This window comes from Streptomyces rubellus (genome assembly GCF_036323805.1).
In the GTDB taxonomy this organism is placed as follows: Bacteria; Actinomycetota; Actinomycetes; order Streptomycetales; family Streptomycetaceae; genus Streptomyces.
In genome coordinates, this window is record NZ_JAZDCX010000016.1 from 66,274 (window position 1) to 85,577 (window position 19,304).

Below are 19,304 nucleotides of genomic sequence, written 5' to 3' on the forward strand. Positions count from 1 at the left end.
CAGCGCTGGATCCATCGAGCCTGAGGAGGCCGCGTGGACGCCCCCACCGAAGAGTTCCACGCCTTCTTCGACCACCACTACTCCGAACTGTCCCGCTTCGCGTACCTCCTGCTGGGGGACGCCGAGGGAGCCGACGACCTCGCGGCCGACGCGCTGGTCGCGGTGTGGCGCCGCTGGGACCGGGCGTGCGCCGACGGGGAGCCCGTCGCCTACGCCCGCGGTGTGGTCGCCGCCATGGCCCGCACCCGGGCCCGCAGTCAGCAGCGCGAACGCCGCCGGGTCGCCCTGTTCTGGTCGCACCGGCCGGACCGGATCAACGACCCGGACGTGCCCGCGGTGCTGGACGTGCGCCAGGCGCTCGCCCGGCTTCCGCTGCGGAAGCGGGCCTGCGTCGTGCTGCGCCACGCCTTCGACCTGTCGGAGAAGGAGACCGCCCGCGCCCTGGGCATCTCGGTCGGCACCGTGAAGAGTCAGACCTCGCGCGGCATCGCCGAGTTGGAGCGCATGCTGGCCCCGTCCCGCCCCGGTCCCGAGGCCGCGTACCGGACCGCGTACCGGACCGTGCGGGTGCTGCGCGCCGGACCGGCGGAACGGAGCAGTTGGTGACCGACCGCGGCCGCCCGGAGTGGGCCACCGCGCGGCTGAAGGCGGCCGCCGCGGAACACCAGCCGGACCGGGACCGGATGTGGTCCCGGGTGGCCGGACGCGCCCGGGACGCCGCCGGACGCGGAGGCCGGGCGGAGGCCTACTCCCCCGAGGGCCCGGGCGGCCGGGCCCGGCCGCCCGGTGGCCCGCTCCGGGTGGCCGGGGCCGCCGTCGGCCTGGTGGCCGCGCTCGCCGCCGGGGCCCTGGCGGCCGGCTGGGTGGCCGGGGACGGCGGAGCCCCGTGGACAGTGCGGGCCCCTGCCGGGGCGGCACCGGACACGGACGGTGTCTCCTCCGCCGGTCCCTCCGGCGTCACGGGGGCGGCGGGGCCGCGGGGCGGCGGGCTGAGCGCCCGCGGCGTACTGGGTCCCGGCAGCAACGCGCACTGGGCGCAGAACGACATCGTCCTGCGCAGCACCGGACCGCTGACCTCCCTGACGGTGGAGCTGCGCGTGGCACCGGCCGGGGAGGTGCGGCACACGGGCCAGTGGTGCTCCCTGCCGGCCGACGACTTCCGGGTGGCCGCCCGCGAGGAGGGCGGGGCGCTGGTGTACCGCTGGGAGCTGCGGGAGGGCCGTGAAGTACCTCCGGGCGAGTACCGGTTCGCCGGCCAGTACCACCACTCCGAGGGCCGGAGGAACGTGGAGCGGGACGGCTACACGATCTCCGGGGTGGGGCCGCGGGGGGCGGTGACGGTCCGCGGCGGATTCCACCGGGAGGACCGGGAGAACGCCGGCGACAGCGTCACCGAGTGACACGGAGATGATTCGAACCGTGAAATCGGAGCGAATTCCCCGGGGCCGAAAATAATAAAAGCCCATGTCCTTTATACCCCGCTCCGGATGCCCTAAACACAAAGATTCGATATCGGCGAACCTCGTATTTCGGACAGGCTTCGAGCTTGTTATGGATCTGTGACGGACTCCACAGCGTCTTCACTTTGCCCGAAAAATACCGGACAAACTACACATATCTTCACCCTCTTACGCGCGTACGCGCTCGCGCGTGTTATCACAGAAGCGCTCTTGACGTAACCCCTTTCGCCGATGTGATTTGACCTCCCACTGGGTAAATTTGATTTGCATGACCGCCGCACAAGCAGACCATGCAAGTGCCCCTGAAAGAACCATCGAAATGCCGGAGGGACTGCGACTCGACGTACCCCGGGTGGAGGACGGAGCAGCGATCTGGCGGCTCGCCCGCGACTCCCGGACACTCGATCTCAATTCCTCCTACAGCTACCTCCTGTGGTGCCGTGACTTCGCGGCCACCTCCGTGGTGGCGCGCGACGGCGACGGTGAGCCGGTCGGGTTCATCACCGGCTACATCCGCCCGCAGCGCCCGCGGATCCTGGTCGTCTGGCAGGTCGCCGTCGACCAGGGGCAGCGCGGACGCGGCCTCGCCGCGGCGATGCTGGACGGGCTGACCGCCCGGGTCGCCGGGGAGCTTGGCATCACCGGGATCGAGACCACGATCACTCCCGACAACACCGCCTCCAACCGGCTGTTCACCTCCTACGCCCGGCGCCACGGCGCCCCGGTGCACCGCGAGGTGCTCTTCGACGACGTGCTGTTCCCCGAGGACGGACACGAGCCCGAGGTGCTGTACCGGATCGGTCCCCTCCCCTCGGCGGCAACGGCCGCCGCCGGCCGCTGACCGCCGCACACGGTCCGCCCGGCGGCACACCCCCCACCCACGCTCCTCCCGCTAACCATCTCCCAGGAGATTCGCTGTGACCATCACCCAGCCCGACCTGAGCATCTTCCAGACCCTGGAGTCGGAGGTGCGCAGCTACTGCCGTGGCTGGCCCACCGTCTTCGACCGGGCGCAGGGCAGCCGCATGTACGACGAGGACGGCCACACCTACCTCGACTTCTTCGCCGGGGCCGGGTCCCTGAACTACGGCCACAACAACCCGATCCTCAAACGCGCCCTGATCGACTACCTCGAGCGCGACGGCGTCACCCACGGCCTGGACATGTCCACCACCGCCAAGCGCGCCTTCCTGGAGACCTTCCAGGAGACCGTCCTGCGACCGCGCGAGCTGGACCACAAGGTGATGTTCCCCGGCCCCACCGGCACCAACGCCGTCGAGGCCGCCCTGAAGCTCGCCCGCAAGGTCAAGGGCCGCGAGTCGATCGTGTCCTTCACCAACGCCTTCCACGGCATGTCGCTGGGCGCGCTGGCCGTCACCGGCAACGCCTTCAAACGCGCCGGCGCCGGAATCCCCCTGGTCCACGGCACCCCGATGCCGTTCGACAACTACCTCGACGGCCAGGTCGAGGACTTCCTGTGGTTCGAGCGCCTGCTGCAGGACTCCGGCTCCGGCCTGAACCGGCCGGCCGCGGTGATCGTGGAGACCGTCCAGGGCGAGGGCGGCATCAACGTCGCCCGCCCGGAGTGGCTGCGCGCCCTGGCCGAGCTGTGCAAGCGCCAGGACATGCTGCTGATCGTCGACGACATCCAGATGGGCTGCGGCCGCACCGGTGCCTTCTTCTCCTTCGAGGAGGCGGGCATCACCCCGGACATCATCACGGTCTCCAAGTCCATCAGCGGCTACGGCCTGCCCATGGCGCTGACCCTGTTCCGGCCCGAGCTGGACGTGTGGGAGCCGGGCGAGCACAACGGCACCTTCCGCGGCAACAACCCGGCCTTCGTCACCGCCGCCGCGGCGCTGAACGCCTACTGGACCGACGGCCAGACGGAGAAGCAGACCCTGGCCCGGGGCGAGCAGGTCGAGGCCGCCCTGCGCGCCATCGCCGCCGAGCACCCCACCGAGGTGGCCGACGTCCGCGGCCGCGGCCTGGTGTGGGGCGTGGAGCTCAACGACCACACCCGGGCGAGCGCCATCGCCTCCCGCGCCTTCGAGCTCGGGCTGCTGATCGAGACCTCCGGCCCGGAGAGCGAGGTGGTCAAGCTGCTCCCCGCGCTGACCGTCTCCCCCGAGGAGCTGGACGAGGGCCTGAGCATCCTGGCCCGCGCGGTCCGCGAGACCGCGTAGCACGGCGCCGCGCGGTGTCCCGTTCCCCGGGAGACCGCCCGGCGGCCGCACGCACCACCCGAATGGCCCGCTCCCGGTCTCCCGGGGCGGGCCACCCGACAGAGAGGCACCGGAAACACCGTGATCGTCCGATCCCTGCAGGAAATCGAGGACACCGACCGCGACGTCAGGTCGGCCTCCGGCACCTGGCGCAGCAAGCGCCTGATCCTGGCGAAGGAACGGGTGGGCTTCTCACTGCACGAGACCGTGCTCTACGCGGGCACGGAGACCTCGATGTGGTACGCCAACCATGTGGAGGCCGTCCTCTGTGTGGAGGGCGAGGCCGAGCTCACCAACGACGAGACCGGCGAGAAGCACTGGATCACCCCCGGAACGATGTACTTGCTGGACGGGCACGAGAAGCACACACTTCGTCCCAAGACCGACTTCCGTGTCGTCTGCGTCTTCAACCCGCCGGTCACCGGCCGCGAGGACCACGACGAGAACGGTGTCTACCCGCTGCTCACCGAGCCGGACGAGGACTGACCCGGGGACAACGCCCCCGGAGGTCAGCGCGTACCGGGTGAGCCGGCACCCAGCCGGGGGCCACGGCCGAGGACGCGGCCGGGCCGCCCGGGAACCGAGGAGAAGGCTGGAGGGAGGAATCCGACAGCCGAACGCAGTAGTGCACAGGACCGTACGAGAGGAGAGGAAGGCAGCACCATGACCACCGCACCCGAGCGCACCACCGACCTGTACCCGACGCGGGGAGCCACCGAGGTGATCACCCCGCGCCAGGACCCGGTGGTGTGGTCCGAGCCCGGTGCGCCGGGGCCGATCGAGGCCTCCGACCTCCAGGCTTACGAGCGGGACGGTTTTCTGGCCATCGACCAGCTCATCACCCCCGACGAGGTGGAGGTCTACGCCAATGAGCTGGAGCGGCTGATCTCGGATCCGCTGATCCGTGCGGACGAGCGCTCGATCGTCGAGCCGAAGTCGCAGGAGATCCGGTCCGTCTTCGAGGTCCACAAGATCAGCCAGGTCTTCGCCGACCTGGTGCGGGACCCGCGCGTGGTGGGCCGCGCGCGCCAGATCCTGGGCTCGGACGTGTACGTCCACCAGAGCCGGATCAACGTCAAGCCGGGCTTCGGCGCGTCCGGGTTCTACTGGCACTCCGACTTCGAGACCTGGCACGCCGAGGACGGTCTGCCCAACATGCGGACGGTGTCCGTCTCGATCGCCCTGACCGAGAACTACGCCACCAACGGCGGCTTGATGATCATGCCGGGTTCGCACAAGACGTTCCTCGGCTGCGCGGGGGCCACGCCGAAGGACAACTACAAGAAGTCGCTGCAGATGCAGGACGCCGGCACGCCCTCGGACGAGGCGCTGACACAGCTGGCGAGCGAGTACGGCATCCGGCTGTTCACCGGCAAGCCCGGCTCGGCGACCTGGTTCGACTGCAACTGCATGCACGGTTCCGGGGACAACATCACCCCGTACCCGCGGAGCAATGTCTTCATCGTCTTCAACAGCGTGGAGAACACCGCGGTGGAGCCGTTCGCGGCGCCCGTGCACCGGCCGGAGTTCATCGGCGCGCGGGACTTCACCCCGGTGCGCTGAGCCGCCGCCCCGCGGCCGGGCCGTCCTCCGCCCGGCCGCGGGTCCGTACCGGCGCAAGGCGCGCGGGCGGGGGCGGGACCGCGGTCCCGCCCCCGCCCGCGCGCCGGTCGGTGCCTGCGCGTTCAGCCCCGGCCCAGCACCTCCAGCGCTGGGAGGGCCCGGCTGTCGTAGTCGAAGAGCGCCTGGTTCTCCCAGCCGTTGCCGGAGGCCGGGTCGGCCGGGTCCCAGCCGTTGCCGGGCACGGCGGTCCAGGTGGGCTCCCACCAGAACAGCCCCAGACCGCGCCCGTCCGGCACCCCGGCGACGACCGCGTTGATGTCGCGCAGCCAGGCGGCCTGCCCGGCGGGCGTGGCGGGGTAGCCGGGCACCAGTTGCGAGGACCGGTCGATGATGTTGGCCAGGGAGTCCTTGCTGTCCAGCCGGAACGGGTAGGCGGTCTCGGCGACGAGGACGTCCCTGCCGTAGCGGGCCGCGACGTCGTTCAGGTTGTACCGCAGGTCGCCCAGCGTGCCGTGCCAGTAGCCGTAGAACGACAGAGCGATCACGTCGAAGGGCACGCCGCGCGAGACCGCGTTGTCGAACCACCACCGGGTCTCCGCGTTGCGGCCGCCCTCCGCGAGATGGAGGGCGGTCAGGGTGCCGGGCGACACGGCGCGCGCGGCCTCGGCGCCGGCCCGCAGCAGCGCGGCGAGCCGGTTCCAGTCGTCGGTCGAACCGTCGGGCCAGAGCATCCCGCCGTTGATCTCGTTGCCGAGCTGGGCCATGGCGGCCGGGGTGCCCTGGGCGCGCAGCCCGCCCAGGATGTCGGCGGTGTGGTCCCGTACCGCCTGCTCCAGGGCGGTCCCGTGGAGGTTCTCCCAGGCGGCGGGCTTGTACTGCTTGCCGGGGTCGGCCCAGGTGTCGGAGTAGTGGAAGTCGACCAGGAGCCGCATGCCCGCGTCGTGCAGCCGCCGGGCCGTCCGCAGGACGTGCGGGCCGGTGTGGTAGCCGTCGGCCGGGTTCACCCAGACCTTCAGCCGTCCCCAGTTGACCCCGGCACCGGCCAGGATCCGCACCGGATCGCCGGCCCGGCCGTCGGCGTGGCGGTAGGTGCCGCCGAGGTCCTCGCTCTTGGCCAGGGACGAGACGTCGGCGCCGCGGATGCGGAGCGGAGCGGCCGAGGCCGTCCCCGGTAAGGCGGTGGCCAGGGCTGGAGCGGCGAGCGCGGCCGCGGACAGCCGCAGGACGGAGCGTCTGCGCATGGGATTCCCTTCTTCGGTCGTGGGGTGGGGTGTCGGTGCGGTATGCCCGGTTCCTCCGGCCGCCGGTCCGGCTGCCGGTTCCGCGGATGCCGTCCGGCGGGCCCGGGGGACCGGTCAGCGGTCGAGGCGGACCACGCGGACCCCGCCCGCGGGCACCTCGAGGTGTCCGGCCACCCGCCCGCCGGCGAGCAGTTCGGTACCGGCCGTCTCCAGCGGCACCTTGGCGTCGGCACCGGTGTGGTTGAGCGCGAAGAGGTAGCTGCCGGACTCGCCGGAGCGCCGCACCACCTCCACGTCACGGGGGATCTCCTCGCGCGGTGCGATCCCCGCGTCGGCGCACGCCGCGGCCAGGACGGCGTCCAGTCCGTCCGCGCCGAGCCTGGTCGAGACGTACCAGGCGGTGCCCCGGCCCAGCCGGTGGCGGGTGACGGCGGGGCCGCCCGCGGCGGGGCCGTCGGCGTAGGACCACACCGGCTCGGCGCCGCGCGGCACCACCGTCTCGGCCCACACGTCGGCCACCAGCGGCGGTCCGCCGGAGCCCCGGAGGGTGACCCGCTCCCCGGCCCGCAGCGGCTGGAACTCCTCGACCGTCAGCCCCAGTACGTCCCGCAGCGCACCCGGATGCGGGCCGGGATGCACGGTGTCGTGCTCGTCGACGATGCCGGAGAAGCAGGAGACGGCCAGGGTGCCGCCGTTCTCGACGTAGGCGCGCAGGTGCTGCCCGGCTGTCCTCGCCGTCAGGTACAGGGCGGGCACCACCACCAGCGGATAGCCCGCCAGCTTCGCCGGACCGGTCTGCGGCGGCAGGAAGTCGGCGGTCAGGCGGCGGTCGAAGAGCGCGGTGTACCACGCCTCGGCGCGTTCGCGGGCGTCGAGGTCCTCGCTGGGCCGCCACTCCAGCCGCTGTGCCCACCACGACTGCCAGTCCCACACCACGGCGACGTCCGCGACGGTGCGGGTGCCGCGGACCTCCTCCAGCGCGGCGACGTCCGCGCCGAGCGAGACCACCTCGCGCCAGATCCGGCTGTCGGTGCCGGCGTGCGGCACCATCGCCGAGTGGAACTTCTCGGCGCCGGCGCGGGAGGCCCGCCACTGGAAGAACATCGCGCCCTCGGAGCCGCGGGCGATGTGGGCCAGGGAGTTGCGGGCCATCTCCCCGGGACGCTTGGCGATACCGCGCGGCTGCCAGTTGACGCCGCTGGTGGAGTGCTCCAGCAGCAGCCAGGGCGCGCCGCCCGCGACGGAGCGGGTCAGGTCGGCGGCCATGGACAGGCCCACGTGGTTGCGCTCCTGCTCGGCCACCAGGTAGTGGTCGTTGGTGACGAGGTCGACCTCGCGGCCCCAGGCCCAGTAGTCGAGGGTGTCGCACTGGGCGGGCGAGACCATGAAGTTGGTGGTGACGGGGGTGCCCGGGGAGAGCGTGTGCAGGATGTCGCGCTCGCGGCGGAAGTTCGCCAGCGCGCTGTCGCCCGCGAAGCGCCGGTAGTCCAGACGCTGGGCGGGGTTGCAGACGGTGGGGGTCAGCCGGGGCGGGCCGATCTCCGCCCAGTCGCCGTAGGCCTGGCCCCAGAAGGCCGTCCCCCAGGCGGCGTTGAGGGCGTCCAGGGTGGTGTAGCGATTCCGCAGCCAGTCCCGGAAGGCGGCGGCGGAGTTCTCGCAGTAGCACTCCAGGACGGGGACGCCGTACTCGTTGTGGACGTGCCACATCACCACCGCCGGGTGGTGGCCGTACCGCTCGCCCAGCGCCCGGGTGATCCGGGCGGCGGCCTCCTGGTAGGCGGGCGAGTCGTGGCAGATCGCTCCGCGGGAGCCGAACGCGAGGCGCACGCCCTCCCGGCTGACCGGCAGCGCCTCGGGGTGGGCGCGGTAGAACCAGGCGGGCGGCGCCACGGTGGGGGTCGCCAGGTCGACGCCGATGCCGGCGCCGTGCAGCAGGCCGACGATCCGGTCGAGCCGGCCGAAGTCGTAGGCGCCCTCCTCCGGTTCGACCATCGCCCAGGAGAAGATCCCGACGCTGACCAGGGTCACCCCGGCCTCACGCATCAGCGCGACGTCCTCGTGCCAGACCTCCTCGGGCCACTGCTCGGGGTTGTAGTCGCCACCGTAGGCGAGGCGCGCCATGCGACCTCCTGAAGTCGGGATCCGGTCCGCAGCCGGGCCGTCGTGATCGGAGCTGAAGGAACGAGACTGGGAACGTGCACAGTCGCATCCCAATGACCTCTCCCAGAAAACACGGACACCCCGCTTATTGACAAGACTTACTCCGGTTTCTCTACTGTGCACGTTCACAGCACCTGCCAGGGAGGCACCCATGAACAACCGCACTGTCGCGGTGTGCACCGCGGCCGCCGTCGCAGCGGCCGCCCTCACCGGCTGCGGCTCGTCGGACGATTCCGCCGGATCCGGCCCGGTCGAGCTGACCTACTGGTCCTGGGCCCCCGGCATGGACCGGGTGGTGAAGCTCTGGAACGAGGAGCACCCGGACATCCGGGTGACCGTCAAGAAGCAGGCCGGCGGCGACGACCTGGTCACCAAGACCATCACCGCGGCCAAGGCGGGCGAGGCCCCCGACCTGGTACAGGCGGAGTACCAGGCGCTGCCCACCCTGGTCGCCAACGAGGTGCTCGCCGACATCTCCGGCGAGGTGAAGGGGGCGGAGGAGGAGTTCGCCCCCGGCCTGTGGCAGCAGGTCACCCTGGGCACCGACGCGGCCTACGCCGTCCCCCAGGACTCCGGCCCGATGATGTTCTTCTACCGCCAGGACCTCTTCACCGAGTACGGGCTGTCCGTCCCGGCCACCTGGGAGGAGTTCGCCGAGACCGCCCGCGCGGTGAGGAAGAAGGCCCCGGACCGCTCCCTCACCACGTTCTCCAGCAACGACGCCGGGCTCTTCGCCGGTCTCGCCCAGCAGGCGGGCGCCCGCTGGTGGACCACCGAGGGCGAGAAGTGGAAGGTCGCGATCGGCGACCCGGCCACCCGGAGGGTCGCCGACTTCTGGGGCGGACTGGTGGAGGAGGGCGCGATCGACAACCAGCCGATGTACACCCCGGCCTGGAACAAGGCCCTCAACACCGGCAAGCAGATCGCCTGGGTCAGCGCCGTGTGGGCGCCGGGCACCCTGGCCACCGCCGCCCCCGACACCAGGGGCAAGTGGGCGATGGCACCGCTCCCCCAGTGGGAGAAGGGTGCGAACGCCACCGGCAGCTGGGGCGGTTCCACCACGGCGGTCACGAACGACTCCGGACACAAGGAGGCCGCGGCCGAGTTCGCCGTCTGGCTCAACACCGACCCCGGGGCACTGGCCGCCCTGGTGCGGGAGAGCGGCGTCTACCCCGCCGCCGAGGCGGCCCGGCACAGCGACGCCCTCGCGCAGGCCCCGGAGTTCTTCCCCAACCAGCCGGACTTCTACGCCCGGGCCGCGAAGATCGCCCGGGGCACCGTGCCCGCCGCCTGGGGCCCGAACGTCAATGTCGCCTACAGCGCCTTCAAGGACGCCTTCGGCAAGGCCGCCAGGAACCGGTCCGGATTCGACGCGGCGCTGCGGACCGTGCACACGACGACCGTGGCGGACATGAAGAAGCGGGGTTTCGAGGTCTCCGAGTGACACCGACGACACGCCCGGCGCGGACGGCGCGGACGGCGCCGGGAACACCCGGGAGACCGGGGACACCGGCGGCCCGCGTCCCGCGGCGGTCCCGCGGCACACGGCGGGCACCGTACCTCTTCCTGCTGCCCGCCCTCACCCTGTTCCTGTTGTTCTTCGCCCTTCCCGTCGGCTACGCCGTCCATCTGAGCCTGCGCAGGGTCGAGGTCGAGGGGCTCGGACTGGGCGGCGGGGCGCGCGAGGAGGTGTGGGCCGGGCTGTCCAACTACGCCGACGCGCTCGGCGACCCCGAGCTGACCGCCGGCGCGCTGCGGGTGCTGGGCTACGGGCTGATCGTCGTCCCGGTCATGCTCGGCCTGGCCCTGGTCTTCGCCCTGATGCTGGACGCCGACCGGGTACGGGGCCGCTCCTTCACCCGGCTGGCGATCTTCCTGCCGTACGCCGTCCCCGGAGTGATCGCGGCACTGCTGTGGGGGTTCCTGTACCTGCCGGACGTCAGCCCGTTCCACTACCTCCTGGGTGAGCTCGGACTGCCGCGGCCCGACCTGCTCGACGGCGGCCCGCTCTACCTCGCGCTCGCCAACATCGCGATCTGGGGCGGCACCGGATTCAACATGATCGTCATCTACACGGCACTGCGCGCGATCCCCGCCGAGGTCCACGAGGCCGCCCGGCTGGACGGCTGCTCGCAGCTCCAGACCGCGCTGCGGGTCAAGATTCCGATGGTGGCCCCCTCACTGGTGCTGACCTTCTTCTTCTCGGTCATCGCCACGCTCCAGGTGTTCAGCGAGCCGACCACGCTCAAACCGCTGACCAACAGCGTCTCCACCGTCTGGAGCCCGCTGATGAAGGTCTACCAGGACGCCTTCGTCCGCAGCGACATCCACGCGGCCGCCGCCACGGCGGTGGTCATCGCCGTGGTCACACTCGTGCTGTCCTTCGGCTTCCTGCGGGCCGTGGGCAGCCGTACCGGGCAGGAGGAGTCCCGTTGAGCAACGCCGTGACCGCCGCCCCGGCCACTGCCGGGCGCGTTCCCCGCCGCATCGCGCCCGTCCCCACCGCGGCACTGTTCCTGGGCGCCGTCTACTGCCTGCTGCCGGTCGCCTGGGTGCTGGTGGCGGCCACCAAGTCCGGCCGCGAGTTGTTCTCCACCTTCACCTTCCTGCCCGGCACCGGTCTCACGGACAACCTCGCGGAGCTGTCGGCCTACCGGGACGGCCTCTACTGGCGCTGGCTGGCCAACTCCGCCCTCTACGCCGGACTCGGGGCACTGCTGTCCACCGCCGTCTCGGCGCTCGCCGGGTACGCCCTGGCCGTCCACCGCTTCCGCGGCCGGGAGACCGTCTTCAACGTCCTGCTCACCGGGGTGCTGATGCCTCCGGTGATCCTGGCCGTACCGCAGTACCTGCTGCTGGCCGAGGCGCACCTGACCGACGGCTACCTGTCGGTGCTGCTGCCCTCCGTCCTGTCCCCGTACGGTGTCTACCTGGCCCGGATCTACGCGGCCGCGGCCGTACCGGCGGACGTGGTCGAGGCCGGGCGGATGGACGGCTCCGGCGAGTGGCGGATCTTCCGCTCCCTGGCGCTGCCGATGATGCTGCCGGGCCTGGTGACGGTCTTCCTGTTCCAGTTCACGGCCATCTGGAACAACTTCCTGCTGCCGTACATCATGCTCGGCGACGACGAGAAGTTCCCGGTCACGCTCGGGCTGTTCACCCTGCTCCAGCAGGGGGCGTCCACACCCGCCCTCTACACTCTGGTGATCACCGGGGCGCTGCTGGCCGTCGTGCCGCTGATCGCCCTGTTCCTGGTGATCCAGCGGTTCTGGAGCCTGGACCTGCTGTCCGGCGCCGTAAAGTCCTGAGCATGCCCGAAGATGAAGGTGTACGGGGCGGTACGCGGACCGGGCCACGGGGTGCCGGAGCCGCGGGAGGGCGTGGGGGCGCGAGTGAGGACGGGTGCCGCATGAACGGCGGTGAGCGGCGGCGTCCGCCGACGATCCACGACGTGGCCCGGGAGGCCGGGGTCTCCCGGGGCACGGTCTCGCGGTTCCTCAACGGCGGGCACAACGTCAGCCCGGCCGCCGCCGACGCGGTCCGGGCGGCCGTCCGCCGGACGGGCTACGTCGTCAACCGGCACGCCCGCAGCCTGATCACCGGCCGCTCCGACTCGGTGGCCTTCCTGCTCACCGAACCGCAGGAGAAACTCTTCGAGGACCCCAACTTCAACGTGCTGCTGCGCGGCTGCACCCAGGCGCTCGCCGCGCACGACATCCCGTTGCTGCTGATGATCGCCGGCACACCCGCCGAGCGGCGCCGGGTGATGCGCTACGTCACCGCCGGCCATGTCGACGGGGTGCTGCTGGTCTCCAGCCACACCGGCGACCCGGTGGCCGAACAGCTGATCAAGGCGGGTGTCCCGGTCGTGGCAAGCGGCAAACCGATCGACCGGCGGGGGCGTACGGCCGTCCGGATCGCCCATGTGGCCGCCGACGACCGGGACGGCGCCCGGGAGATGGTGCGGCACCTGGTCTCCCTCGGCCGCCGCCGGGTCGCCATCGTCGCCGGGCCGATGGACACCCCGGGCGGGGTGGAGCGGCTGGCGGGCTGGCGCGAGGTGCTCACCGACGCCGGGCTGCCCGCCGGGGACGAACTGGTCGCCCACGGCGACTACAGCCGGGGCAGCGGGGAACGGGCCGCCGCCGAACTGCTGGCGCGGACCCCGGAGCTGGACGCGGTGTTCGTCGCCTCCGACCTGATGGCACGGGGAGCGCTGGCCGCGCTGGAGCGGGCCGGACGCCGGGTGCCGGACGACGTCGCGGTCGGCGGCTTCGACGACTCCCCCGCCGCCGTCGCCGGTCTGCCGGAACTGACCACCGTCCGCCAGCCGTGGGACCGGATCAGCTCGGAGATGGTGCGGGTGCTGCTGGGTCTGATCGGCGGCGCGGAGCCGTCGGCGGTCATCCTGCCGACCGAGCTGGTGCGCCGGGAGTCGGCGTGACCGGCCCCCGGCACACCGGCCCGGTCCGGGATCAAGGCCGGGCCAGCACCTCCAGCAGCCGGTCCACGTCCGCCTCCGTGTTGTACAGGTGGAAGGCGGCGCGCAGGTTGCCCGCCCGCACCGACACCGCCACGTCCGCCTCCTTCAGCGCCTCCGCGGCACCGTCCAGGCCGGGCACCGCGACGATCGCCGAGCCGCCGGGCACCGGCCGGTGGCCCAGCTCCGCGACCCCCGTGCGGAAGCGGTCGGCCAGCGCCCGGTCGTGGGCGCCGATCGCCTCCGGGCCGAGTTCCTCGATCAGGGACAGGGAGCGCTCGGCGGCGAGGTACGGCAGGAAGGCCGGACCGGTGTCGAAGCGGCGGGCGGAGGCGGCGAGCTCCTCCACCGGCCCGTAGCAGCTGTCCCAGGGCCTCTCCCCCGCGATCCACCCGGCCTGGCAGGGCACCAGGCCACCGCCGTCCTCGGGCACGGTGAGGAAGGAGACGCCGCGCGGGGCCAGCAGCCACTTGTAGGCGCCGCACACCGTGTAGTCGAAGTCCCCGTGGTCCAGCGGCAGCCAGCCGGTGGCCTGGGTGGTGTCGACGAGGGTGCGCGCCCCGTGCTCCCGGGCCGCCGCGGTCAGCGCCGCGAGGTCTGCGATCCGGCCGTCCGCCGACTGCGCGGCGCTGACCGCGACCAGGGCGGTACCGGGACGGACGGCGTCCGGCAGCTCCGTCAGGGGCGCGGTGCGCAGCTTGAGGTCGTCGCGCACCGCGAAAGGGTTGACCAGGGAGCTGAAATCGCCGTCCGCGACCAGCACCTCGGCGCCGGGCGGCAGCGCGCCCGCGACCAGGGCCACCTGGGGCGCGACGGCCGAGCCGACCGCCACCCGCCCGGGCGCCACACCGGCGATCCGGGCGAAGCGGGCCCGCGCCCGCTCGATCAGCTCGAACCAGCGCACCATGTCGATACGGCCGTCCACCGTCTCCTGCACCGCCGCGCGCAGGGCGTCGGCGGCGCGGGCGGGCAGCAGGCCGTGCGAGGCGGTGTTCAGATAGGTGGTCCGCGGTGCGAACTCACCGTCCAGCAGCGAGGTGTCCATGACGCCACTGTCCCGCCCCGCCTACCTGCTGTCCATTGCGGATTTTCTTGGGAGAACTCAAAGAACCCTTTATACCGCCAGGTCAGGCCCCTCCTTCGGTGCCACCCGGGACGGGTGGCACCCGGCGGGCCGGTCAGCTCTCGCGCCGCCCGTCCACCCGGCGCGGCAGGCCCAGCGGGTTGTCGTCGTGCAGTTCCGGCGGCAGCAGCGCCTGCGGGGTGTCCTGGTAGGCGACCGGGCGCAGCCAGCGCTCGATCGCCGTGGCACCGACCGAGGTGGAGGTGGAGGTGGTGGCCGGGTAGGGGCCGCCGTGGTGCTGGGCGGGGGCGACGGCCACCCCGGTGGGCCAGCCGTTGACCAGAACGCGTCCGGCCAGCCCGGTCAGCTCGGCGAGCAGCCGGGCGGCGGTACCGGCACCGCTCTCCCCGCCGTCCCCGGCGCCTTCGGCCTCCCGCTCCCCGAGGTGGAGAGTGGCGGTGAGATTGCCGGGCAGCTTCGCGAGGACGGCGACGGCCTCGTCGGTGTCGCGGTAACGGGCGACGACGGTGACCGGCCCGAAGCACTCCTCCAGCAGCAGTTCGTGCGCGCCGCCGGCGGCGAGCCGGGCGGCCGGGACGGTGAGGAAGCCCGCCCCCACGGTCTTCCCCTCCCCCCCGGCCGACAGGACCGGGGCGGCGACGTCCGCCAGCTCCGTACGGGCCCTGATCCCGGCCAGGAACGCCTCACGCATCCGGGCGTCCAGCAGCGGGCCGGGGGCCGCCTCGCCCAGGGCGCCGGTCAGCGCCGTCAGCAGCCGGTCGCCGGACTCCCCCGCGGGGGCGAGAACCAGGCCGGGCTTGGTGCAGAACTGCCCGCGGCCCATCGTCATCGAGCCGGCCAGCCCGCCGCCGATGCCCTCGGCGCGCTCCGCGGCCGCCGCCTCGGTGACGACGACCGGGTTGAGGCTGCCCAGCTCGCCGTGGAAGGGAATGGGCACCGGGCGGGCCGCGGCGGCGTCGAACAGGGCCCGGCCGCCGCGGATGGAACCGGTGAACCCGGCCGCCGCGACCAGCGGGTGCCTCACCAGCTCCACTCCCGCGTCGAAGCCGTGCACCAGGCGGACGACGTCCTCGGGCAGCCCGGTGCGGGCGGCGGCGCGGCGCAGCGCGGCGGCGCACAGCTCGGAGGTGGCCGGGTGGTCCGGGTGCGCCTTGACCACGACCGGACAGCCGGCCGCGAGCGCGCTGGCGGTGTCGCCGCCCGGCACGGAGAAGGCCAGCGGGAAGTTGGAGGCGGCGTAGACGGCCACCACGCCCAGCGGGATCTTGTAGCGGCGCAGATCGGGCCGCGGCGGGGTCAGCGACGCGTCGGCATGGTCGATGATCACATCCAGGTATCCGCCGTCGGAGACCTCGTCCGCGAAGGCGCACAGCTGGTAGGTGGTACGGCCCAGCTCGCCGTTCAGCCGGACCGGGCCGAGGGCGGTCTCGGCGTCCGCGGTCGCCACGATCTCCTCGCGGACGGCCTCCAGCTCCTCCGCGGCCACGCGCAGCAGGGCGATCCGGGCGGTGCGGTCGGCCAGCGCCGCACGGACGGCGTGGGCGGCGCGCACGGCCTCGTCGACATCGGCCGCCGCGGCCTCGACCGCGACCTGCTCGCGCCGCTTCCCGGTCCTGGGGTCGACGCTCCACACTGGTACTGCCACCGCTGAACTCCTCCTGCCGGTCGGCCGACGGACACTGCGGGAGGCACCGCGCCCGGACCCCGGGCACCGCGGGCTGTTCTCCCGTGAACCATGTTCGATATGCTGAACGCTGTCCCGAGGTGTGAATGTCTGTCCGGGACTCTATGGCCGGTCGAGTGAAAGGGTCAAGGTCGATGCCGTCAGTGCGCGAGGACTCCCCCGTCCGGAAACCGGAGGCGGGCGGCGGGCAGGTCAAGTCGGCGGTGCGGACGGTGGAGCTCCTGGAGTTCTTCGCCGGACAGCCCGGCATGCACACCCTGGCCGCCGTGCAGGAGGCCGTCGGCTATCCCAAGTCCAGTCTCTACATGCTGCTGCGGACCCTGGTGGACCTGGGCTGGATCGAGACGGACGCCACCGGCACCCGCTACGGCATCGGGGTGCGCGCCCTGCTGGTCGGCACCTCCTACATCGACGGGGACGAGGTGGTGGCCGCCGCCCGGCCCACCCTGGACCGGCTCTCCGACGACACCGCCGAGACCATCCACCTCGCCCGGCTGGACGGCACCAACGTCGTCTATCTCGCCACCCGCCAGTCCCAGCACTACCTGCGCCCCTTCACCCGGGTGGGACGGCGACTGCCCGCACACTCCACCTCCCTGGGCAAGGCGCTGCTGGCGACGTACGACGACGACCAGGTGCGCGCACTGCTCCCCGAGACCCTGGCGCCCCTCACCGAGCACACCCTCACCGACCGCGAGCGGCTCATCGAGGAGCTGCACCAGATCCGTGAGCAGGGCTACGCCGTGGACCGCGAGGAGAACACCCTGGGGCTGCGCTGCTTCGGCATCGCCATCCCCTACCGCACCCCCGCGCGGGACGCCATCAGCTGCTCGGTGCCGGTGGCGCGGCTGACACCCGCACACGAGCAGACGATCAAGGAAGCCCTGTTCCACGCCCGGGACCGGCTGGCCCTGGCCACCCGGCGGCTGTAGGAACCGCCCGGTGGAGGGCTGGCCTCCCCCGCGCGGGGGAGACGGTTCCCCACCGGGCGGGACGCCGGGCGGTGGTGCGCGGTGGGAGCGTGGCGTCATGACAACCGCACCCTCGTCCACCACCTCGTCCACCACCTCGTCCACCGCACCTTCGTCCACCGTCCCCCGCGCATACCGCCGTCTACGGGAGCGGCTTCGGCGCACCGGGTTCCGGCTGATCCGAGGACCGGGACGCCCGCGGCGGCCGGCCGGACGGCAGCGGGGGCACCTCACAGCCGTCCGAGAAGCCCTGACCTGTCAGTCCGAAGGCGCTGTTGACCCGCGACCGCAGGTTCTCCACCGCGACGATCGCCGTCAGCTCCACGAACGCCTTCTCGCCCAGCCGGCCGACCAGCGCGCGGACCATCTCGTCGGTGACCGCGGGCTCGGTCTCCGTCATCGCCTCGGCGTACTGCATGACCTGGAGCTCCAGTTCGGTGAAGAGGTCCCGGTGCTCGCGCCAGACGGGCACGTACCGGACCCTCTCCAGCGGCAGCCGGAGCTCCCGGGCCTCCCAGTAGCCGAAGTCCAGGCACCACGAGCAGCCGATGCGGGCCGCGGACGCCATCACGGCAAGATGCCTCAGGGCCGGGTCGAGCGTCCTCCAGCGGGCGACGCCCCGCTCCAGACGGACGTAGTCCATCAGCACCCCCGGGTTGTGCGCGAGGGCCTTCCCCGGGTCGAGGACCTTGCCGTACCGGCGGCGCGAGTACCACTCGCCGATGCGCAGGACGAGCGTGCGGGGCGGATCGAGGGAGATGCGGGCCATGCTCTGCCTCCTTGGATCACAGTGGTTCCTTCCACCCCCGGGACGCACCACGGCCCGCGTTCTGTGACATCCTCCGGCCGGCGTCGCCGAAGGGCCGTCCGTCCGGCCGGGGCCCCGCGGGGCGCCGGCCGGACGGACGGGCCGCCGGGAGGCGCCCGGCGGTCCCGGCCGCGCCCCGCCCGGGGCCGGGGCACCGCGGCGGCCGGTGCTCATCCGCGGTTCTCTCCGTTCCTCCCCTCCGGCTTCCCGGCGCCGGCGTACCGGTCGACCAGGTGCGGTACCGCGAGCGGGTGGTGGACACGGGTGCGCAGCCTTGGTGTCCAGCCCGCGTCGTCACCTAGAAGCCGGTCGGGATTGGCGGCGTTGTGGGCGGCCAACAGGTCCACGTACCGGCCGTTGACCCAGTTGTTCCGCTCGGTCATGGAGGTGCCGGGAGTCCACTGGTGGATGGTGTCGGCCGGGGCCAGGCCCTCGTGGAGGGTGAAGGCGTTGTGCTCGGCGACGAGTGCGGCCTCCTTGCCGATGCCCCAGGTGTAGCCGTACCGGACGTCCTCGTTCTGCCGGAAGTGGTTGTTGTAGACGTCCACCCTGCCGAAGCGCACCCGCGGGGCGCGCTCGTTGACGTCCTCGAAGAGGTTGTGGTGGAAGGTGGTGCGCAGCCTGCCGCGGTCGTCGTCGCCGGCCCCGTCGCTGTTGCCCAGCAGGATCGTCTTGTCGTGCTCGGTGAAGACGTTCCAGCTCACCGTCACCAGGTCGGCGCCGCGGACGATGTCGAGCAGGCCGTCGTGCTGCTGGAAGAGCTGCCCGAAGTAGCGAGGCTGGGCGCTGTCGGGGCGGCGGCCGTCAGTGAAGGTGTTGTGGTCCAGCCAGACATGCCGGGAGCCATGCACGACCACGTTGTCGTACTCGGAGTTCCAGGCGCCGCTGTCGCCGTCGGTGGGGTCCCACTGCGGGAAGCAGTCATGGGTGTCCTCGAAGGTGATGTTGCGGACGATGACGTTCTCCGCACCCCGGATCTGAAGACTGAGACCTAGGACGGTGGCGTCCTTACCCACTCCGATCAGTGTGGTGTTGGAGCCGACGGCGAGCTTGACACGCTTTTCCTGTTCGGCGGCCGAGGCGGCGCGCGCGTCCTCCAGCGGGCCCGACGGCTCGGCGTCACCCCAGACGGCCGGGTCGTACGTCCGGAGGTACTTCTCCAGGGTGTAGCCGCCCCGCCGGTAGTCCTCGCAGCCGAGCGGGTTGCCCCGGTCGTCGGCGTTGCCGTGGACGGTGCCCTTGATCTTGATGATCTTCGGAGTGTCGTCGCCGCCGTTCAGGGCCGCGGCCAGCCCGGCGCGGTCGGTGACGGTGAAGACGTGATCGGTGTCGGCCGCCGCGCCGCCGGTGGTGCCGCCCTCGGCCGAGGCCCAGCCGTCGCCCTCGGGGAGGACGGCGCGGGCCGGGTCCCCGCCGCGGCCGGGAGCTGCCTGGGCGGGTCCGGTGAGGGCCGCCAGGGTGAGCGAGGCACACCCCGCCATCAGTGCGGCGCGGACATGACATTTCACTCTCTGCACTGCGACTCCTTCGATGACTGATCGGTGGGGGTGCCGGTGGGGGTACCGATGGGGGACGCCCACGGGTGGGCGCGGCGGGGTGGGCCGGAGGACGACCCGCCGCGCGCCCCC

At 72.5% G+C, this 19,304-nt stretch carries 17 protein-coding genes; 11 read left to right on the forward strand and 6 right to left on the reverse strand.

Annotation, left to right across the window (positions count from 1 at the left end):
* Positions 1 to 33: 33 nt before the first annotated feature.
* The 6 genes from V1L54_RS19465 to thpD all read left to right on the forward strand — a co-directional run bounded on the left by V1L54_RS19465 (position 34) and on the right by thpD (position 5,248).
* Positions 34 to 606 carry a SigE family RNA polymerase sigma factor gene (locus V1L54_RS19465; protein ID WP_330119334.1) on the forward strand — a complete coding sequence of 191 codons (573 nt, stop codon included), beginning with the start codon at positions 34 to 36 and terminating at the stop codon, positions 604 to 606.
* A complete protein-coding gene (locus tag V1L54_RS19470) occupies positions 603 to 1,400 on the forward strand; it encodes a hypothetical protein (protein WP_330119335.1) in 798 nt (265 codons plus the stop codon). Before V1L54_RS19465 ends, V1L54_RS19470 begins: the two co-directional genes overlap by 4 nt.
* A gap of 379 nt (positions 1,401 to 1,779) precedes the next feature.
* Positions 1,780 to 2,301, forward strand: a complete 522-nt coding sequence (gene ectA, locus V1L54_RS19475; protein WP_330119336.1) for a diaminobutyrate acetyltransferase — start codon at positions 1,780 to 1,782, stop codon at positions 2,299 to 2,301.
* A 76-nt stretch (positions 2,302 to 2,377) separates the two neighbouring features.
* Positions 2,378 to 3,646, forward strand: a complete 1,269-nt coding sequence (ectB, locus tag V1L54_RS19480; protein WP_330119337.1) for a diaminobutyrate--2-oxoglutarate transaminase — start codon at positions 2,378 to 2,380, stop codon at positions 3,644 to 3,646.
* 120 nt (positions 3,647 to 3,766) lie between these two features.
* Complete coding sequence (locus V1L54_RS19485) at positions 3,767 to 4,171, forward strand: ectoine synthase (protein ID WP_330119338.1); 405 nt, start codon at positions 3,767 to 3,769, stop codon at positions 4,169 to 4,171.
* 177 nt (positions 4,172 to 4,348) lie between these two features.
* Positions 4,349 to 5,248, forward strand: coding sequence for an ectoine hydroxylase (thpD, locus tag V1L54_RS19490; RefSeq protein ID WP_330119339.1), 900 nt, complete (start codon positions 4,349 to 4,351; stop codon positions 5,246 to 5,248).
* A 122-nt stretch (positions 5,249 to 5,370) separates the two neighbouring features.
* Here thpD and V1L54_RS19495 read toward each other — a convergent pair whose 3' ends face one another.
* The gene (locus tag V1L54_RS19495) at positions 5,371 to 6,489 is read right to left on the reverse strand and encodes a glycoside hydrolase family 53 protein (RefSeq protein WP_443076704.1); all 1,119 of its coding nucleotides are present in this window, start codon (positions 6,487 to 6,489) and stop codon (positions 5,371 to 5,373) included.
* A 114-nt stretch (positions 6,490 to 6,603) separates the two neighbouring features.
* Positions 6,604 to 8,610, reverse strand: coding sequence for a beta-galactosidase (locus V1L54_RS19500; protein WP_330119340.1), 2,007 nt, complete (start codon positions 8,608 to 8,610; stop codon positions 6,604 to 6,606).
* Positions 8,611 to 8,800: 190 nt separating this feature from the next.
* On the opposite strand from V1L54_RS19500, the gene V1L54_RS19505 reads away from it, so the two are divergent.
* From V1L54_RS19505 to V1L54_RS19520, 4 genes are all read left to right on the forward strand, one after another.
* Entirely contained in the window at positions 8,801 to 10,093 is a 1,293-nt protein-coding gene (locus V1L54_RS19505) for an ABC transporter substrate-binding protein (protein WP_330119341.1), read from the forward strand.
* Between the two features lie 122 nt (positions 10,094 to 10,215).
* Complete coding sequence (locus V1L54_RS19510; RefSeq protein WP_330119406.1) at positions 10,216 to 11,085, forward strand: carbohydrate ABC transporter permease; 870 nt, start codon at positions 10,216 to 10,218, stop codon at positions 11,083 to 11,085.
* Entirely contained in the window at positions 11,082 to 11,957 is an 876-nt protein-coding gene (locus tag V1L54_RS19515) for a carbohydrate ABC transporter permease (protein ID WP_330119342.1), read from the forward strand. Before V1L54_RS19510 ends, V1L54_RS19515 begins: the two co-directional genes overlap by 4 nt.
* A gap of 101 nt (positions 11,958 to 12,058) precedes the next feature.
* Entirely contained in the window at positions 12,059 to 13,093 is a 1,035-nt protein-coding gene (locus tag V1L54_RS19520) for a LacI family DNA-binding transcriptional regulator (RefSeq protein ID WP_330119343.1), read from the forward strand.
* 31 nt (positions 13,094 to 13,124) lie between these two features.
* Here V1L54_RS19520 and V1L54_RS19525 read toward each other — a convergent pair whose 3' ends face one another.
* Both V1L54_RS19525 and V1L54_RS19530 read right to left on the reverse strand, forming a co-directional pair.
* A complete protein-coding gene (locus tag V1L54_RS19525; RefSeq protein WP_330119344.1) occupies positions 13,125 to 14,174 on the reverse strand; it encodes an aminotransferase class V-fold PLP-dependent enzyme in 1,050 nt (349 codons plus the stop codon).
* Positions 14,175 to 14,307: 133 nt separating this feature from the next.
* A complete protein-coding gene (locus V1L54_RS19530; RefSeq protein ID WP_330119345.1) occupies positions 14,308 to 15,858 on the reverse strand; it encodes an aldehyde dehydrogenase (NADP(+)) in 1,551 nt (516 codons plus the stop codon).
* Between the two features lie 173 nt (positions 15,859 to 16,031).
* On the opposite strand from V1L54_RS19530, the gene V1L54_RS19535 reads away from it, so the two are divergent.
* Entirely contained in the window at positions 16,032 to 16,829 is a 798-nt protein-coding gene (locus V1L54_RS19535; RefSeq protein WP_330119346.1) for an IclR family transcriptional regulator, read from the forward strand.
* A 181-nt stretch (positions 16,830 to 17,010) separates the two neighbouring features.
* On the opposite strand, the gene V1L54_RS19540 is transcribed toward V1L54_RS19535, so the two are convergent.
* Positions 17,011 to 17,637, reverse strand: a complete 627-nt coding sequence (locus tag V1L54_RS19540; RefSeq protein WP_330119347.1) for a carboxymuconolactone decarboxylase family protein — start codon at positions 17,635 to 17,637, stop codon at positions 17,011 to 17,013.
* A gap of 209 nt (positions 17,638 to 17,846) precedes the next feature.
* Positions 17,847 to 19,157 (reverse strand): pectate lyase family protein, encoded by a 1,311-nt coding sequence (locus V1L54_RS19545; RefSeq protein ID WP_443076709.1) that lies wholly within the window; start codon positions 19,155 to 19,157, stop codon positions 17,847 to 17,849.
* Positions 19,158 to 19,304: the final 147 nt, after the last annotated feature.

Excerpts from the sequence above, each read along its gene's own strand:
- thpD (WP_330119339.1), top strand. The coding sequence starts at position 4,349 with ATGACCACCGCACCCGAGCGCACCACCGACCTGTACCCGACGCGGGGA.
- V1L54_RS19500 (WP_330119340.1), bottom strand. The coding sequence starts at position 8,610 with ATGGCGCGCCTCGCCTACGGTGGCGACTACAACCCCGAGCAGTGGCCC.
- V1L54_RS19520 (WP_330119343.1), top strand. The coding sequence starts at position 12,059 with ATGAACGGCGGTGAGCGGCGGCGTCCGCCGACGATCCACGACGTGGCC.
- V1L54_RS19545 (WP_443076709.1), bottom strand. The coding sequence starts at position 19,157 with ATGGCGGGGTGTGCCTCGCTCACCCTGGCGGCCCTCACCGGACCCGCC.
- V1L54_RS19525 (WP_330119344.1), bottom strand. The coding sequence starts at position 14,174 with ATGGACACCTCGCTGCTGGACGGTGAGTTCGCACCGCGGACCACCTAT.
- V1L54_RS19505 (WP_330119341.1), top strand. The coding sequence starts at position 8,801 with ATGAACAACCGCACTGTCGCGGTGTGCACCGCGGCCGCCGTCGCAGCG.
- V1L54_RS19540 (WP_330119347.1), bottom strand. The coding sequence starts at position 17,637 with ATGGCCCGCATCTCCCTCGATCCGCCCCGCACGCTCGTCCTGCGCATC.
- V1L54_RS19495 (WP_443076704.1), bottom strand. The coding sequence starts at position 6,489 with ATGCGCAGACGCTCCGTCCTGCGGCTGTCCGCGGCCGCGCTCGCCGCT.
- ectA (WP_330119336.1), top strand. The coding sequence starts at position 1,780 with ATGCCGGAGGGACTGCGACTCGACGTACCCCGGGTGGAGGACGGAGCA.
- V1L54_RS19535 (WP_330119346.1), top strand. The coding sequence starts at position 16,032 with ATGCCGTCAGTGCGCGAGGACTCCCCCGTCCGGAAACCGGAGGCGGGC.